15 protein-coding genes are annotated in these 15,339 nt (G+C 72.0%); 5 read left to right on the top strand and 10 right to left on the bottom strand.

Translation table 11 applies throughout. The features are described from left to right. Window positions 1-41: 41 nt before the first annotated feature. Genes ACWIF2_RS10455 through ltnD form a run of 7 tightly spaced genes read right to left on the bottom strand, consistent with a single transcriptional unit; the run spans window position 42 to window position 6,930 of the window. Window positions 42-776 (bottom strand): FadR/GntR family transcriptional regulator, encoded by a 735-nt coding sequence (locus tag ACWIF2_RS10455; RefSeq protein ID WP_454359741.1) that lies wholly within the window; start codon window positions 774-776, stop codon window positions 42-44. A gap of 55 nt (window positions 777-831) precedes the next feature. Next, window positions 832-1,845 carry a D-erythronate dehydrogenase gene (gene denD / locus ACWIF2_RS10460; protein ID WP_454359742.1) on the bottom strand — a complete coding sequence of 338 codons (1,014 nt, stop codon included), beginning with the start codon at window positions 1,843-1,845 and terminating at the stop codon, window positions 832-834. After that, complete coding sequence (otnI, locus tag ACWIF2_RS10465; protein ID WP_454359743.1) at window positions 1,842-2,645, bottom strand: 2-oxo-tetronate isomerase; 804 nt, start codon at window positions 2,643-2,645, stop codon at window positions 1,842-1,844. The genes denD and otnI overlap by 4 nt, the downstream gene beginning before the upstream one ends. 32 nt (window positions 2,646-2,677) lie before the next feature. Beyond that, window positions 2,678-3,985, bottom strand: coding sequence for an MFS transporter (locus ACWIF2_RS10470; RefSeq protein WP_454359744.1), 1,308 nt, complete (start codon window positions 3,983-3,985; stop codon window positions 2,678-2,680). 50 nt (window positions 3,986-4,035) lie between these two features. Beyond that, entirely contained in the window at window positions 4,036-4,734 is a 699-nt protein-coding gene (locus ACWIF2_RS10475; protein ID WP_454359745.1) for a class II aldolase/adducin family protein, read from the bottom strand. Then, a complete protein-coding gene (otnK, locus tag ACWIF2_RS10480; protein ID WP_454359746.1) occupies window positions 4,731-6,011 on the bottom strand; it encodes a 3-oxo-tetronate kinase in 1,281 nt (426 codons plus the stop codon). Before otnK ends, ACWIF2_RS10475 begins: the two co-directional genes overlap by 4 nt. Before the next feature lies 1 nt (window position 6,012). Continuing rightward, window positions 6,013-6,930 (bottom strand): L-threonate dehydrogenase, encoded by a 918-nt coding sequence (gene ltnD / locus ACWIF2_RS10485; RefSeq protein ID WP_454359747.1) that lies wholly within the window; start codon window positions 6,928-6,930, stop codon window positions 6,013-6,015. Between the two features lie 250 nt (window positions 6,931-7,180). Between ltnD and ACWIF2_RS10490 the strand changes: the two genes are divergently transcribed. From ACWIF2_RS10490 to cobM, 3 genes are all read left to right on the top strand, one after another. Beyond that, window positions 7,181-8,224, top strand: coding sequence for an enoyl-CoA hydratase/isomerase family protein (locus ACWIF2_RS10490; protein ID WP_454359748.1), 1,044 nt, complete (start codon window positions 7,181-7,183; stop codon window positions 8,222-8,224). Between the two features lie 151 nt (window positions 8,225-8,375). Beyond that, window positions 8,376-9,647, top strand: a complete 1,272-nt coding sequence (cbiE, locus tag ACWIF2_RS10495) for a precorrin-6y C5,15-methyltransferase (decarboxylating) subunit CbiE (RefSeq protein WP_454359749.1) — start codon at window positions 8,376-8,378, stop codon at window positions 9,645-9,647. Continuing rightward, the gene (gene cobM, locus ACWIF2_RS10500; RefSeq protein ID WP_454359750.1) at window positions 9,644-10,393 is read left to right on the top strand and encodes a precorrin-4 C(11)-methyltransferase; all 750 of its coding nucleotides are present in this window, start codon (window positions 9,644-9,646) and stop codon (window positions 10,391-10,393) included. Before cbiE ends, cobM begins: the two co-directional genes overlap by 4 nt. Window positions 10,394-10,427: 34 nt before the next feature. On the opposite strand, the gene ACWIF2_RS10505 is transcribed toward cobM, so the two are convergent. Continuing rightward, window positions 10,428-11,546 carry a cobalt-precorrin-5B (C(1))-methyltransferase gene (locus ACWIF2_RS10505; protein WP_454359751.1) on the bottom strand — a complete coding sequence of 373 codons (1,119 nt, stop codon included), beginning with the start codon at window positions 11,544-11,546 and terminating at the stop codon, window positions 10,428-10,430. A gap of 18 nt (window positions 11,547-11,564) precedes the next feature. On the opposite strand from ACWIF2_RS10505, the gene ACWIF2_RS10510 reads away from it, so the two are divergent. Both ACWIF2_RS10510 and ACWIF2_RS10515 read left to right on the top strand, forming a co-directional pair. Further along, window positions 11,565-12,320: a cobalt-precorrin-6A reductase gene (locus ACWIF2_RS10510; protein ID WP_454359752.1), complete on the top strand. Its 756-nt coding sequence runs from the start codon at window positions 11,565-11,567 to the stop codon at window positions 12,318-12,320. Between the two features lie 110 nt (window positions 12,321-12,430). Continuing rightward, window positions 12,431-13,600 carry a HoxN/HupN/NixA family nickel/cobalt transporter gene (locus tag ACWIF2_RS10515; RefSeq protein ID WP_454359753.1) on the top strand — a complete coding sequence of 390 codons (1,170 nt, stop codon included), beginning with the start codon at window positions 12,431-12,433 and terminating at the stop codon, window positions 13,598-13,600. Window positions 13,601-13,621: 21 nt separating this feature from the next. On the opposite strand, the gene ACWIF2_RS10520 is transcribed toward ACWIF2_RS10515, so the two are convergent. Then, a complete protein-coding gene (locus ACWIF2_RS10520) occupies window positions 13,622-15,112 on the bottom strand; it encodes a precorrin-2 C(20)-methyltransferase (protein WP_454359754.1) in 1,491 nt (496 codons plus the stop codon). Then, the coding region (locus ACWIF2_RS10525) for a precorrin-8X methylmutase (RefSeq protein ID WP_454359755.1) at window positions 15,109-15,339 on the bottom strand (231 nt) is incomplete at its 5' end. The genes ACWIF2_RS10520 and ACWIF2_RS10525, both read right to left, overlap by 4 nt.

Consider the following 15,339-nt stretch of genomic DNA (forward strand, 5'->3'; position numbering starts at 1 on the left):
GCCCGAAGTCGCGCCGGGCCGTCGTCGGCCGTACCGGCGCGTCAGGGAGCGGCGTCGAGGTCCACCTCGATGTCCTGGGCGTCGGTCCAGAATCCGTCGTCCGCGTCCTGGAGGCGGGCGGCGGCGTGATTCATGTGGAGGCGGGCGGCACCGCGTGCCGCCTCGGCGTCGCGCGCCTCGATGGCGGCGAGGATGGCGTGGTGCTCCGCCCGGACCGCTTCGATGAAGTCGTTCCGGCGTGCCTCGTTCGCACGTGTGACGCGGATACCGCTGCGCGACACATCGCCCAGGTACCGCAGGGTCGAGACCAGCACCGTGTTCCCGGTCGACTCGGCGATGGACCGGTGGAAGGCGAGGTCCTCGTCCACGCCGTCGCCGCCGGCCGCGACCGCGGAGTCGATCGCGTCCAGGGCCTGACGCATCCGGGCGAGGTCGAGGGGCGTGGCCCTGGTCGCCGCGAGATGGGCCGCCTCACCCTCCATGGCGCGGCGCACCTCCACGATCTGGAGCACCTTCGCCTTGGTGTCGGCGGCCTCCAGATCGAGCGGGCGGGTGCGCCGCGGCAGGACGAACACGCCGATGCCCTGGCGCGGTTCGATCAGGCCCGCGTTGCGGAGCCGCGACAGAGCCTCGCGCACCACCGTGCGGCTGACGCCCAACTGCCTGACCAGCTCGACCTCCGTCGGCAGTCGGTCGCCCTCGGCCAGCCGCCCCGACTCGATCTCCTCCGAGAGGGTCGCGGCGACCTGATCCGCGAGTCGGACGGGACCGCTCACCTTAGAAAACATGGTTTTCAGTCTATAGGTCCGGGTCTCGTCGTTCCGCTTCCCGCTATGCCTTGACCAGGACCGCGTCGGGGTGGTCGGCGAGGTAGTCCCGCACCACCGATTCGAAGCTCGGGTCGGGCTCAAGACCGAGCGCGGCGGCACGCGTGTTGTCGAAGACGGAGGGCCACGATCCCACGACGGCCTCCACGTCACGGTCGGGCGCGATGGTCACCAGATCGGCCGCCGCGTCGCCTGCCACGCGCCGCAGCGTGGCCAGCATCTCGGCGACCGAGACCGTGAGTGCGGGGAGGTTGACGGGCAGTGCGCCGTCGAGCCGGCCCCGTCCGCTGCCGCGCTCGGCTTCCGCGATACGGAGGATCCCCTCGACCGTGCGCCGTGGTGACGCCAGGGCCACCCGCAGGTCGGGGCGTACGGGGCAGATCGCCGGGAGGCCCGCGAGCGGTTCGCGGACGATGCCCGACAGGAAGCCGGAGGCGGCGGCGTTCGGCTTGCCGGGACGTACGGACACGGTCATCAGCCGGGCGACGCGCCCGTCGATGAAGCCCCGGCGTGTGCAGTCCGCGACCAGCTGCTCGCAGACGAGCTTCTGGATCCCGTAGCTCGACCGGGGAGTGGGCAGCGTCGACTCGCTGACCACCGGCGGGAGGGGCAGCGCCGGGTCGGAACCGTAGACCGCGACGCTGCTGGAGAACACCAGACGCGGCGTCGGCCCGCCGGAGGCCGACTGGGCCCGGGCGGCTTCGAGGAGGGCGCGGGTGGTGTCCAGGTTGGCGCTCATCCCGAGGTCGAAGTCGGCCTCGCACTCGGCCGAGACGGCGGCGGCGAGGTGGATCAGCACATCCACCGGCTCCGCGAACACCTCGTCGAGACATTCGACCAGGTCACCCCGCACGATCTCCACCAGGGGATCGGCCGACTGCGGTGCCCCGGGCGGGACGAAGCGGTCGGTGAGCACCAGTTGATCGATCGGCGAACCACCGAATGTCCGGGTCCTCAGCAGGGTGTCGGCGATCTCGCGTCCCAGAAAGCCGAAGCCGCCCGTGATGACGATCCTCATGCGCTGTCTCCTCGGTAGTCGTGTCGCCAGCCGAGGCCCTCGCTCGTGCCGGCCCGGGGGATGTACTCGCAGCCGATCCACCCGTCGAAGCCCAGGTCGTCGATGACGCCGAACAGATGCCGGACGTCGAGCTCGCCGCTGTCCGGCTCGTGGCGGTCCGGCACGCCGGCGATCTGCAGATGACCGACCCGGCCGGTCGGCAGGTCGCGCCGCAGTGTCGTCGTGAGGTCGCCCTCGACGATCTGGCAGTGGTACAGGTCGAGTTGCACCTTGAGATTCGGGGCGCCCACCTCCTGTACCACCGCGTGGGCGTCCGCCTGCCTCGACAGGAAGTAGCCCGGCATGTCGCGGCCGTTGATCGGCTCGACCAGGATGTCGACACCCACGGCGGCGGCTCGCTCCGCCGCCCACTCCAGGTTGGCCAGGTAGGTGTCGCGGTGCTCGGCCAGCTCCTTCGGAGTCACGTCCGGCGGCACGAGACCGGCCATCAGGTGCAGCCGCGGGCAGTCCAGCGCGGCCGCGTACTCCAAAGCCCGCAAGACCCCGGAGCGGACCTCCGCCTCGCGGCCGGGCAGCGCCGCGATCCCGCGTTCTCCGGACTCCCATGCCCCGGGAGGCGCGTTGAAGAGCACCTGCACGAGGCCGTGGTCGTCGAGCCGGCGTCGCAACTCCGTGCTGTCGTAGGCGTAGGGGAAGAGGTACTCGACGGCGGTGAAGCCGTCCGCCGAGGCCGCGGCGAAGCGGTCGAGGAAGTCGTGCTCGGGATACATCATGGACAGGTTCGCTGCGAACCTCGGCATGCTGGCTCCTGTGAGGGGACCGGAGGGGCCGGTCAGCGGTTGACGGTCTTCTTGTCGGTGGTGAGCACCGCGGCGGCGCCCACGACGAGGCTGAGTGCCAGGACGTACATCGGGAGCGATGTCGAGCCGGTGGCGTCCTTCAGCGCGCCGATCATGTAGGGGCTGACGAAGCCGGCGAGGTTGCCCACCGAGTTGATCGCGGCGAGGCCGACCGCGGCTGCGGTGCCTCCGAGGAAGGCGGTGGGGAGCGACCAGAACAGCGGCGCGCAGGTCAGTACGCCCGCCGCGGCGAAGGACAGCGCGGCCAGGGACAGCGCGGTGGACCCGGCCCAGCCGGCCGCCAGCGAGAAGCCGACGGCGCCCATGAGACTCGGGACGACCAGGTGCCAGCGGCGCTCGCGGTGCTTGTCCGCCGAACGTCCCAGCACGTTCATGGTGACGAGTGCGGCCAGGAACGGCACGGCGCTGAGCACCCCGATCGCGAGGTTCCCCTCGATGCCGGTCGACTCGATGAACGTGGGCATCCAGAAGGTCAGGGCGTACTGACCCATCACGAAGCAGAAGTAGATGAGGCACATCAGCCACACCTTCGGCTCGCGGAAGGCGTCCCAGACCCGGCCGTGGACGGTCTGGTGCGCGGCGTCCTCGGCGATCGCCCGCTCGACGACGTCCTTCTCCTCGTCGGTGAGCCACTTCGCCGCGCGCACGCTGTTGTCGAGGTAGAACAGCGTGGCCACGCCGATCAGGACGGCGGGAATCGCCTCCAGCAGGAACATCCACTGCCAGCCCTCCCAGCCCTTCACCCCCTGGAACCGGTCCATGATCCAGCCGGAGAGCGGGTTGCCGAAGATGCCGGCCACCGGGATCGCGGACATGAACATCGCGATCACCCGGGCACGACGCTGCGACGGGAACCAGTACGTGCAGTACAGGATCACCCCCGGGTAGAACCCGGCCTCCGCGGCGCCGAGGAGGAACCTGAGGACGTAGAACATCGCCTCGTTGCTGACGAACACGAAGGACGCCGAGACCAGACCCCAGCTGATCATGATCCGGGCGATCCAGGTACGGGCGCCGACGCGCTGCAGCATCAGGTTCGACGGCACCTCGAAGAGGAAGTAGCCGATGAAGAACAGACCGGCGCCGAGGCCGTACGCCGCCTCGCTGAACCCGAGGTCGTCGGACATCTGGAGCTTGGCGAAGCCGACGTTGACCCGGTCCAGGTAGGAGACGACGTAACAGAGGACGAGGAAGGGGACGATACGCCGTACGACCTTGCGGAAGACGGCGTTCTCACGGGCGGCGTCGGGGACTGTGGACGCCGATATGGGCATGGACATGGCGATCCTTTGAGCGGCTCAGGGGGATTCTCCGGCAAGGGAGAGGCGGGTCACCACACGGCGTTGAACGTGGACCTCAGTTCATCGAGCGCGTGGTCGGGGAGCGGCTCGGGGCGACGGTCGGTCAGGAGCCAGAGACGTGCCGTCTCCTCGAGTTCTTCGAGGACGGCGAGAGCGGTGGCCGCGTCGGGGCCCCAGACCACGGGGCCCAGCCGGTCCAGCAGCACCGCCCTGATGGGCGTTCGGCTCGCTGCGCGATCGGCGATGAGGGCGGTCACCAGGTCGGCCACGCGGGGGTCGCCGGGCCGGTGGTAGGGGATGAGCGGGACATGCCCGACCTTCATCACGTAGTACGGCGTGATGGGCGGAAGCACGTCCTCGGCGCTCCACACACCGGCCAGCGTGAGCGCGACCAGGTGCGTGGAGTGGGTGTGGACGACGAACCGGGCGGTGGGGTCGGCGGCACAGATGCGCCGGTGGAGCGTCAGGGTCTTGCTGGCACGGTCGCCCGCGGTCTGCTCGCCCCGGGCGTCGACCAGTGCCAGGCGGCCGGGTTCGAGGAACCCCAGGGCGGCATCGGTGGGCGTGATCAGATGGTGGTCGCCGACCTTGGCGCTGATGTTGCCCGCGCTGGCGTGGACGTAGCCCCGGGCGAACAGGCTGGTGCCCACGCGGACGATCTCGCCGCGGGCCTGGTCGACCGCCTCGTCATGCGCGGTCCCGGCAGTGGTGCTCGGCTGCGGGTTCATGCGGCCTCCTCGTCCAGGAGCGCGAAGGAGCGGGTGAAGAAGTCGGGGCCGCCGAAGTTGCCGGACTTGAGCGTGATGTGGAGCGTGTCTCCGCCCGGCAGAGCCGCCGCGCACCAGGGCACACCAGGGTCGATCTGCGGCCCGATCCGGAGTCCGGTGACTCCGAGCGCCTGGACCACCGCCCCCGAGGTCTCACCACCCGCGACGACCAGCCGGCGCACGCCCCGCTCCACGAGCCCCTGTGCGATGCGGGCGAGCGTCCGCTCCACGAGCTCACCGGCCTCGGCGGCACCGAGCCGGCCCTGGACGGTACGGACCGTGTCGGCGGACTCGGTGGAGTAGACGAGCACGGGGCCGTCGTCCAGGTGCGACTCGGCGAAGGCCAGGGCCTGCCCGGCCACGTCCTCGCCGACGGCCACGCGCAGCGGGTCCACGCTGAAGGCGGGACGGCCGGTGCGCAGGTACTCGAGGACCTGACCGTTGGTGGCCGTGGAGACCGAGCCCGAGACGACGGCCCGGTGACCGGCAGGAGGCGGCAGTTCCGCGGCGGCGCGGGACGGCTTGAACCCCCAGTTCGCGGGCAGGCCGATCGCCAGCCCCGACCCTGCGGTCACCAGCGGGAACCCCTGGACCGCAGCACCCAGGCGCACCAGGTCGTCATTGGAGACGGCGTCGACCACGGCGATCCCGACACCGTCCGTGCGCAGGGCGTCGACGCGGGCCCGGATCGCCTCGGCGCCGTCGGCGACGACCGTGTGGTCGATGAGGCCGACCTCCCGCGTGGTCTGCGCGCCGAGGACGGAGACCAGATTGGAGTCGGTCATCGGGGTGAGCGGGTGGTGGCGCATACCGCTGTCGCTGAGCAGCACGTCGCCGACGAAGAGATGCCCCTTGAAGATCGTGCGCCCGTTGTCGGGGAACGCCGGCGTCGCGACCGTGAAGCCGGTGCCCAGAGCATCCATCAGGGCCTCGGTCACCGGCCCGATGTTGCCGGCGGGAGTCGAGTCGAAGGTGGAGCAGTACTTGAAGTAGATCTGCTCGGCGCCCATCGACCGCAGCCAGGCCAGTGCCCGCAGCGACGCCTCGACGGCGTCGGAAGCCGGGACGGTCCGCGACTTGAGGGCGATGACCACGGCGTCCGCGTCCACCGCCTCCTCGACGCCGGCCGGTGGTGTGTCGATCAGCTGGACCACGCGCATGCCCGCGCGCACCAGGTTGTTGGCGAGGTCCGTGGCGCCGGTGAAGTCGTCGGCGATGCATCCGAGACGGATTCCCATGTCAGGCCTCCACCGGCTTCGGCAGGTCGACGCCCGGGAAGATCTTGATGACCGCGCTGTCGTCCTCGGCGCCCAGTCCGGACGCCGACGCCTGGAGGAACATCTGGTGGGCGGTGGCGGCGAGGGGGAGCGGGAACCGCTCCGGCCGGGCGGCGTCCAGCACGAGTCCGAGGTCCTTGACGAAGATGTCGACGGCCGAGAGGGGCGTGTAGTCACCGTCGAGGACATGGGCCATGCGGTTCTCGAACATCCAGGAGTTGCCGGCGCTGTGCGTGATGACCTCGTAGAGCGCCTCGGCGGGAACGCCCGCCTTGATGCCGAGGGCCATCGCCTCGGCCGCGGCGGCGATGTGCACGCCCGCGAGCAGCTGGTTGACGATCTTGACCTTCGAGCCGAGCCCGGCGTGCTCTCCCAGGCGGTAGACAGTGCCGCTCATGGCCTCGAGCACCGGGTCGGCGAGGGCGTACGCCTCGGTGGAGCCCGACGTCATCATGGTGAGTTCACCGGCCGCCGCGCGAGCGGCGCCGCCGGAGATGGGGGCGTCCAGGTACAGCACGCCCTGCTCGGCCAGGCGGCCCTCGAGCGCGGCCGACCAGCCCGGATCGACCGTGGAGCACATGACGAAGACGGAACCGGGGCGGAGCCGGCCGGCCGCGCCCCCGGCACCGAACAGCACGGTCTCTACCTGCGCGGCGTTCACCACCACGCCGACCAGGACGTCCACCGCTGCCGCCAGCTCGCCACAGGTCCCGAACGCCGTCCCGCCGTCGCGGGCGAAGTCCGCGGCCGTCTCCGGACGCAGATCGTGAACGCCGACGTCGTACCCCGCCGCCCGCAGGCTCCGGGCCATCCCGAGGCCCATGGCTCCTAGACCCACCACGCCCACGCGCGGTCGTTCGGGCTTGTTCTGGTCGCTCATGCCCACCCTCGCCTTGCTGTGCCGTCCGGAGGCCGGTCGCATCAAGGGCCTCCGTGAGATCAGGTCATATGATGACCTGAGGACGACGAAATGCGCGGTGTGATGTCCGTCACGCACCTTCTTCGCAGGGGGCGCCTTACCTCCACGCGTAGGGCATCGAGAAGATCGACCTGCGAGTCCACCGGATCCTGGAAGGAACCAACGAGATCATGCGCGTCATCGCGGCCCGAGGCCTGACGGAGGTACTCGGATGACCGACGTCCAGTTCCGTACGAAGGGCCGTGCCGCCCACATCGTCCTCAACCGGCCCAAGGCCCTCAACGCCCTCACCCACGCCATGGTGCGCGGCATCGACGAGGCCCTGACCGACTGGGAGCGGGACCCGGCCGTCGAGGCCGTCGTCATCACGGGAGCGGGGGAGCGCGGCCTGTGCGCGGGCGGCGACATCCGCGGCATCCACGACGACGCCCGCCACGGGGACGGCACCGCCTCGGCCGCGTTCTGGCGCGACGAGTACCACCTCAACGCCCGCATCGCCCGCTACCCCAAGCCCTACGTCGCCGTCATGGACGGCATCGTCATGGGCGGCGGCGTCGGCGTCTCCGCGCACGGCAGCGTCCGGATCGTCACCGAGCGGTCGAGGATCGCCATGCCCGAGACCGGCATCGGCTTCGTCCCGGACGTCGGCGGCACCTACCTGCTCGGCCTCGCCCCGGGCGAACTCGGCACCCACCTCGCGCTGACGGGCGCCCAGATCGGCGCCGGCGACGCACTGCTGTGCGGCCTCGCCGACCACTGCGTACCGTCCGAGGCGCTGGGCCGGTTCGTCGACGACCTCGCCGACATGCCCGTAAGGGAAGCCCTGGCCCGGCATGTGGAGCCCGCACCGGCTGGGGAACTGGCGGGACAGCGGGAGTGGATCGACTCCTGCTTCGCCGCCGGCACGGTCGAGGAGATCGTCGAGCGGCTGCTCGCACACGGCGACCCGGCGGCCAAGGAGACCGCCGAGACCCTGCTGGCCAAGTCGCCCACTTCGCTCAAGGTCACCCTCACGGCCCTGCGCCGGGCCCGCCGGCTCGGCCCGCTGGAGCGGGTGCTGGAACAGGAGTACCGGGTCTCCTGCGCGGCCCTGAGCACCCCCGACCTGGTCGAGGGCATCCGCGCCCAGGTCATCGACAAGGACCGCGACCCCCGCTGGTCACCGGCGACTCTCGGCGAGGTCGGTGACAACGACGTGGAGCGCTTCTTCGCACCCCTCGGCGAGCGCGAACTCGGCCTCGCCGGATCCGGGTGAAGGCCGGACACCGGCCGCGGGCTGTCGCAGGTGAGGTGCGATAAGCGGCCGGGAAAGTGCGCACCCGAGCAAAGGCGTGCTGGTGGGCGCCCAGTAGAGTGCCCCTCTGTCGCTCCACGACAGCTGCCCCCGAATCCCGAGGTACCGCGCAGTGAACCCCGCACGTCCAGCACCGACCGCCGCCGTGACCGTCGTCGGGATCGGGGCCGACGGCTGGGAGGGTCTGACCGACGCCTCTCGTGCCGCGCTGAGCGAGGCCGAGGTCCTGATCGGCGGCCCGCGACAGCTGGACCTGCTGCCCCCGTGCTGCGCCGGGGAGCGGATCCCCTGGCCCTCGCCCCTGCGCCCCGCGGTCCCCGGCCTGCTCGCGGCACACGCCCGCCGCCGCATCGCCGTACTGGCCAGCGGGGACCCCATGTTCTACGGCATCGGACGCGCCCTCGCGGAGGAAGCAGGGGAGGCGGGCGCCCTGCGCGTCCTGCCCCACCCCTCCTCCGTCTCCTACGCCGCGGCCCGCCTGGGCTGGCCGCTGGAGGACGTCGAGGTCGTCACGCTCGTCGGCCGGCCCGCCGCCCGTCTCGCCGCCGCCCTGCACGACGGCCGGCGGATCCTCGTCCTCAGCGCGGGCGCCGGCACGCCCGGCGAGGTCGCCGCCCTGCTGCGGGACCGGGGATTCGGGGCGAGCCGGATGCGGGTCCTGGAGCAACTCGGCGGCGCGCGGGAGCGGACGACCGCCGAAGCCACCGCGGACGACTGGCCGGACGCGCGGCCACCCGGGGACCCCCTCAACATCGTCGCCGTCACCTGCCGCCGCGCCCCGGACACCCTGCGCCTCGGAGCGGTGCCCGGCCTCTCGGACGACGCGTACGAGCACGACGGGCAGCTCACCAAGCGGCACGTCCGCGCCGTCACGCTCAGCACCCTCGCCCCCGCCCCCGGCGAGTTGCTCTGGGACATCGGAGGCGGCTCGGGCTCGATCGCCGTCGAGTGGATGCGCACCCACCCTTCGTGCCGCGCGATCACCGTCGAGCGGGACCCGGTGCGCGCCGCGCGCATCATCCGCAACGCCGACCGCCTGGGCGTGCCCGGCCTGCGGGTCGTCACGGGCGCCGCGCCTGCCGCCCTGGCCGAACTGCCCCCGCCCGACGCCGTGTTCGTCGGCGGCGGCCTCACCGCGCCCGGCCTCCTCGACGCCTGCTGGGAGGCCCTGCCGGCCGGTGGGCGGCTGGTCGCCAACACCGTGACCCTGGAGTCAGAGGCGCTCCTCGCCGGCGCCCACCGCCGTCACGGCGGCGAGCTGGTGCGGCTCGCGGTGGCACACGCGGTGCCCGTGGGCGGCTTCACCGGGTGGCGGCAGGCGATGCCGGTGACCCAGTGGGCCGCGCAGAAGACCCTCGACACCCCTTCGGGAGCCAACAGATGACCGTGTACTTCATCGGCGCGGGACCCGGTGCCGCCGATCTGATCACCGTGCGCGGCGCCCGCACCCTCGGGGCCTGCCGGGTCTGCCTCTACGCGGGCAGCCTGGTCCCGCGCGAGCTGCTGGCCGAATGCCCGCCGGACGCGCGGCTGGTGGACACCGCGCAGCTCACCCTGGACGAGATCACCGCCGAAGTGGTCCGCGCCCACGAGGAGGGGCACGACGTGGCGCGACTGCACTCCGGGGACCCGTCGGTGTTCAGCGCGGTCGCCGAGCAGATGCGACGGCTGGACGCGGCCGGAGTGCCCTACGAGGTGGTCCCGGGCGTCCCGGCCTTCGCCGCCGCGGCGGCGGCCCTGAAGCGGGAGCTGACCGTGCCGACCGTCGGCCAGACCGTGATCCTCACCCGTGTCGCCCAGCGTGCCACCGCCATGCCCGAGGGGGAGGACCTGGCCACCCTCGGCCGCAGCGGCGCGCTGATCGTGCTGCACCTGGCCGCCGGCTACGTGGACCGCGTGGTCGACGAACTCCTCCCGCACTACGGCGCCGACTGCCCGGCAGCCGTCGTCGCCTACGCCTCCCGCCCGGACGAGGTGATCATTCGCGGCACCCTCGACGAGATCGCGGGCAAGACGAAGGAGGCCGGGGTGCTGCGCACGGCCGTGATCATGGTCGGGCGGACGCTGGGGGCCGAGGAGTTCCGGGACAGCCACCTCTACTCGGCGGAGCGGGAGCGTCACGTGTGCTGAGCGGCGCTGAGAGGCACCGCCGGAGCCCGGGCCCTCAGGCCACCGAGCTGCGCCCCACCACCGTGCCCGCCCGGTCGACGCAGATCACGTCGACCGCCACCGGCGCACCGCGCAGCACGGCCAGCGCCTCGTCACGAGCGGTCCTGGCGACCAGATCACCGAGCGGCACACCGGCGGCCATGCACGACTGCAGGGCGGCAAGACCGGTGTTGGCCTCGGCCACCTCGGCCCGCAGCGCCTCGTCCGCACCGCCCTGCCCGGCCAGTTCGGCGAGGAAGCCCTTGTCGACCTGGGAACGGCCGGAGTGCAGGTCGAGATGGCCGGCGGCGAGCTTGGACAGCTTGGCGAAGCCACCACAGATCGTCAGACGGTCCACGGGGTGGCGGCGGATGTACTTCAGCACGGCACCCGCGAAGTCGCCCATGTCGAGCAGCGCGTCCTCGGGCAGCCCGTACTCGGCGACGACCGTCTTCTCCGACGTCGAACCGGTGCACCCGGCGACATGCGTACGGCCCGCGGCCCGCGCCACGTCCACACCCCGGCGGATGGAGTCGATCCACGCCGAGCAGGAGTACGGCACCACGATCCCGGTGGTGCCGAGGATGGACAGGCCGCCCAGGATGCCCAGCCGCGGGTTCCACGTGGAGCGGGCGATCTCCTCGCCGTGGTCGACGGAGACGGTGATCTCGACGTCGCCGGTGCCACCGTGCCGAGCGGCGACCTCGGCCACGTGCTCGCGCATCATCCGGCGCGGGACGGGGTTCACGGCGGGCTCGCCGACGGGCAGCGGCAGGCCCGGGCGGGTGATCGTCCCGACCCCGAGCCCCGCCCTGAAGACCACCCCGGATCCGGCGGGCAGCCGCCGTACCGTGGCCCGGACCAGCGCGCCGTGCGTGACATCCGGGTCGTCGCCCGCGTCCTTCACCACACCCGCCATCGCGTATCCGTCGCCCAGTTCCTCGGCCGCCAGCGCGAACGACGGTGTCTGCCCCTTGGGCAGGGTGATCGTCACCGGGTCGGGGTACTCCCCGGTCAGCAGCGCCGTGTACGCGGCCGTCGTGGCCGCCGTCGCACAGGCGCCGGTGGTCCACCCGTGCCGCAGGCCGGTGTGCTCCAGCTGGGCCCTGCGGCCACCCTTCACTTCGCTGCTCATGAACGGACCTGGACTCCCATGCGCGTACTGATACTCGGCGGGACCACGGAAGCCCGCCGCCTTGCCGAACTGCTCCACGACACACCCGGCCTGACCGTGACCAGCTCCCTCGCCGGGCGGGTGGCCGGCCCCCGGCTGCCCCCGGGCGAGGTCAGGATCGGCGGCTTCGGCGGCACGGAGGGGCTGACCGCGTGGCTCGCCGAGCACCGGGTGGACGCACTCATCGACGCCACCCACCCTTTCGCCGGGACGATCAGTTTCCACGCGGCACGTGCCGCCGCCACCGCCCATGTTCCCCTGCTCGCGGTGCGGCGCCCCGGCTGGGTCCCGGTAGCCGGTGACGACTGGCGCGAGGTCGGCTCCCTGGAAGAGGCCGCGACAGTGCTGCCCGCGCTCGGCCGCCGCGTGTTCCTCACCACCGGACGCATGGGCCTGGCCGCCTTCGCCGCCCTGGACGACCTGTGGTTCCTCGTCCGTTCCGTCGACGCGCCCGAGGCCCCCCACCCGCCCCGCATGGAGGTGCTGCTCGACCGTGGCCCCTTCACCCTCGACGGCGAGCGCGAACTGCTGCGCCGCCATCGCGTCGACGTCGTCGTGACGAAGGACAGCGGGGGAGCCGCCACGGCACCGAAGCTCACGGCCGCGCGCGAGGCCGGGCTGCCGGTCGTCGTGGTCCGCCGGCCGCCGGTTCCCGAAGACGTGGAGGTGGTGGGGGAACCGGAAGAAGCGGTCCGGTGGATCAGGAGCCGGCGCGCTTTCCCGGCTGCTGGCTGAAACCTGACGGGAGCTTTGCCGCGCGGGGCTTGTAGCTGCGACAAGTTCGCAGAAGTCTGGAGGTCGCGGCTGAGAACAGCCGATCGCCGACACGTAAGGCCCACGCCTCCATGACCACCGCTCACGCGTCCGCCCGCCCCGCGATGACCCGCAAGGAGTGGACGAGCCTCGGCGGAATGGCCGCGTTCATCCTCGCACTGCACGTCATCGGCTGGTTCACGCTCGTGGTGATCGTCGCCCCGGAGCACTACAGCCTGGGCGAACGGACCTTCGGCATCGGGATCGGCGTCACGGCCTACACCCTGGGTATGCGGCACGCCTTCGACGCCGATCACATCGCCGCCATCGACAACACGACCCGCAAGCTGATGAGCGAGGGCCGACGCCCGCTGTCGGTCGGCTTCTGGTTCTCGCTCGGGCACTCCTCGATCGTCTTCGTGCTCGCCTTCCTGCTCTCCCTCGGCGTGAAGGCACTGGCAGGACCGGTCGCGAACGACGACTCCACCCTGCACGGCCTCGCGGGCTGGATCGGCACCACCGTTTCCGGGACGTTCCTGTACGTCATCGCGATCATCAACCTGGTGATCATGACGGGGATCTGGAAGGTCTTCCGGCAGATGCGCTCGGGCCACTTCGACGAGGCGGCACTCGAGGAGCAGCTCGACAACCGGGGCTTCATGAACCGCATCCTCGGCCGGCTGATGAAGTCGATCACCAAGCCGTGGCAGATGTACCCCCTGGGCCTGCTCTTCGGCCTGGGCTTCGACACGGCCACCGAGATCGCCCTGCTGGTGCTCGCCGGTTCGGGCGCGGCCTCCGGGCTGCCCTGGTACGCGATCCTGTGCCTGCCCGTCCTCTTCGCCGCCGGCATGTCGCTGCTCGACACCATCGACGGCTCGTTCATGAATTTCGCCTACGGCTGGGCGTTCTCCAAGCCGGTCCGCAAGGTCTACTACAACCTCACCGTCACCGGCCTGTCGGTCGCCGTGGCCCTTCTCATCGGCACGATCGAACTGCTCGGCCTGATCGCGGAGAAGGCGGATCTGCACGGCCCGTTCTGGGACTGGGTGTCCGGCCTGGACCTGAACGTCATCGGCTACGTCATCGTCGGGCTGTTCTTCGCCACCTGGGCCGTGGCCCTGGTGGTCTGGAAGGTCGCCCGCATCGAGGAGAAGTGGACGGCGGGCCTGGCGCGGACCGCCTCGGCCCCCGCCTCGGGCCCGATCCCGGCACCCTCCTCGGCCGCTGCCCCGGCCGTTGTTCCGGCCGAGGAGGGCTGACCCGTCGCGCGGCCGCCGCGCTCACGTCTCCGGATACCGCCGAGGGGTCCAGACGATCTCCTCGCCGTTCCCGCGCCGTACCGCCCGCGTCTGCGAGGAGCCGACCAGCAGGATCGTGCGCATGTCGACCTCGGCCGGGTCCAGGTCGGCCAGCCGCACGATCCGGACCCGCTCACCCGAGCCGCCCACGTCCCGTGCCACCACCACTGGGGTGTCCGGTGCCCGGTGCTCCAGCAGCAGTTCACGGGCCTTGCCCACCTGCCAGGTACGGCTGCGGGAACCGGGGTTGTACAGCGCCAGCACCAGGTCCGCCGAGGCGGCCGCGCCCAGCCGCTCGGCGATGACCTCCCACGGCTTGAGCCGGTCGGAGAGCGAGAGGACGGCGTAATCGTGCCCCAGCGGGGCGCCCGCGCGGGCCGCCGCCGCGTTGGCGGCCGTCACACCCGGCAGCACCCGGACCGCGACGTCCGCGTACTCCTTCTGCGAGGCGACCTCCAGAACGGCCGTCGCCATGGCGAAGACGCCCGGGTCGCCGCCCGAGACGACCGCGACCCGCCGCCCGCGCCGGGCCAGATCGAGGGCGAACTCGGCGCGCTCCGACTCGACCCGGTTGTCCGAACCGTGCCGGACCTGCCCGGGACGCCGCGGCACCCGGTCGAGATAGGTCGTGTAGCCGACCAGGTCGTCGGCGGCGGCCAGCGCGCCCCGCGTCTCGGGCGTCAGCCACAGCGGACCGGCCGGCCCGGTCCCGACCACCACGACCTCGCCCCGCTCCCGGGCCTCCGGCCGCTCGGCGTCGACCTGGCTGGGCAGCACGGCCACCGAGAAGTACGGCACCGACTCCGGGTCCACGTCCGCCAGTTCGGCGAGCCGCTCCCCGGCCATGGTGGCCCGCTCGACATAGCGGGCCTCGCCGAGCCGCCCCGAACTCTCCAGCGCGCTCCGCACCTTGGTGAAGGTCCGCCCCAGCTTCATCACCACGGCCACATCCGTCGCGGCGAGCCGTGCGGTCAGCTCCTCCTCCGGCAGCGTGCCCGGCAGGATGGTCAGCACCTCCTCGCCCTCGGCGAGCGGGGTGCCCAGCCGGGCGGCGGCGGCGGACACGGACGTGACGCCGGGGATGACCTCGGTGTCGTAGCGGTCGACCAGCCGCTTGTGCATGTGCATGTAGGAGCCGTAGAAGAGCGGATCGCCCTCGGCGAGGACCGCGACGGTCCGTCCCGCGTCCAGGTGCGCGGCGAGCCGGGCCGACGCCTCGGCGTAGAACTCCTCCATCGCGCCCTTGTAGCCGCCGGGGTGGTCGGTGGTCTCGGTCGTGACCGGGTAGACCAGCCGTTCCTCGATGTGGTCGGCGCGGATGTGCTTCGCCGCGATCGAGCGGGCGATGGAACGACCGTGCCGCGCACTGTGGTACGCGATCACGTCCGCCTCGGCGATGGCCTCCACGGCCCGTACGGTCATCAGGGACGGGTCACCGGGGCCGAGCCCCACCCCGTACAGCTTGCCGCTCACTCTTCCTCACTCGCGATCGCGTTGAGCGCGGCGGCCGCGATGGCACTGCCCCCGCGACGGCCGCGCACCACCAGGTGCTCCAGCCCCGACGGATGCGCGGCCAGGGCGTCCTTGGACTCGGCGGCCCCGACGAAACCGACCGGGACACCGATGACCGCGGCCGGCCGGGGTGCCCCCTCGTCGATCATCTCCAGCAGCCGGAACAGGGCGGTGTGCGCGTTGCCCAC

The organism is Streptomyces sp. NPDC055506 (assembly GCF_053643595.1).

Bases quoted from the DNA above. Each gene is read 5' to 3' on its own strand.
- ACWIF2_RS10515 (WP_454359753.1), top strand. From the start codon at position 12,431: ATGACCACCGCTCACGCGTCCGCCCGCCCCGCGATGACCCGCAAGGAG.
- otnK (WP_454359746.1), bottom strand. From the start codon at position 6,011: ATGGGAATCCGTCTCGGATGCATCGCCGACGACTTCACCGGCGCCACG.
- ACWIF2_RS10510 (WP_454359752.1), top strand. From the start codon at position 11,565: ATGCGCGTACTGATACTCGGCGGGACCACGGAAGCCCGCCGCCTTGCC.
- cobM (WP_454359750.1), top strand. From the start codon at position 9,644: ATGACCGTGTACTTCATCGGCGCGGGACCCGGTGCCGCCGATCTGATC.
- ACWIF2_RS10475 (WP_454359745.1), bottom strand. From the start codon at position 4,734: ATGAACCCGCAGCCGAGCACCACTGCCGGGACCGCGCATGACGAGGCG.
- denD (WP_454359742.1), bottom strand. From the start codon at position 1,845: ATGAGGATCGTCATCACGGGCGGCTTCGGCTTTCTGGGACGCGAGATC.
- ACWIF2_RS10490 (WP_454359748.1), top strand. From the start codon at position 7,181: ATGACCGACGTCCAGTTCCGTACGAAGGGCCGTGCCGCCCACATCGTC.
- ACWIF2_RS10505 (WP_454359751.1), bottom strand. From the start codon at position 11,546: ATGAGCAGCGAAGTGAAGGGTGGCCGCAGGGCCCAGCTGGAGCACACC.
- ACWIF2_RS10470 (WP_454359744.1), bottom strand. From the start codon at position 3,985: ATGTCCATGCCCATATCGGCGTCCACAGTCCCCGACGCCGCCCGTGAG.
- ltnD (WP_454359747.1), bottom strand. From the start codon at position 6,930: ATGAGCGACCAGAACAAGCCCGAACGACCGCGCGTGGGCGTGGTGGGT.
- otnI (WP_454359743.1), bottom strand. From the start codon at position 2,645: ATGCCGAGGTTCGCAGCGAACCTGTCCATGATGTATCCCGAGCACGAC.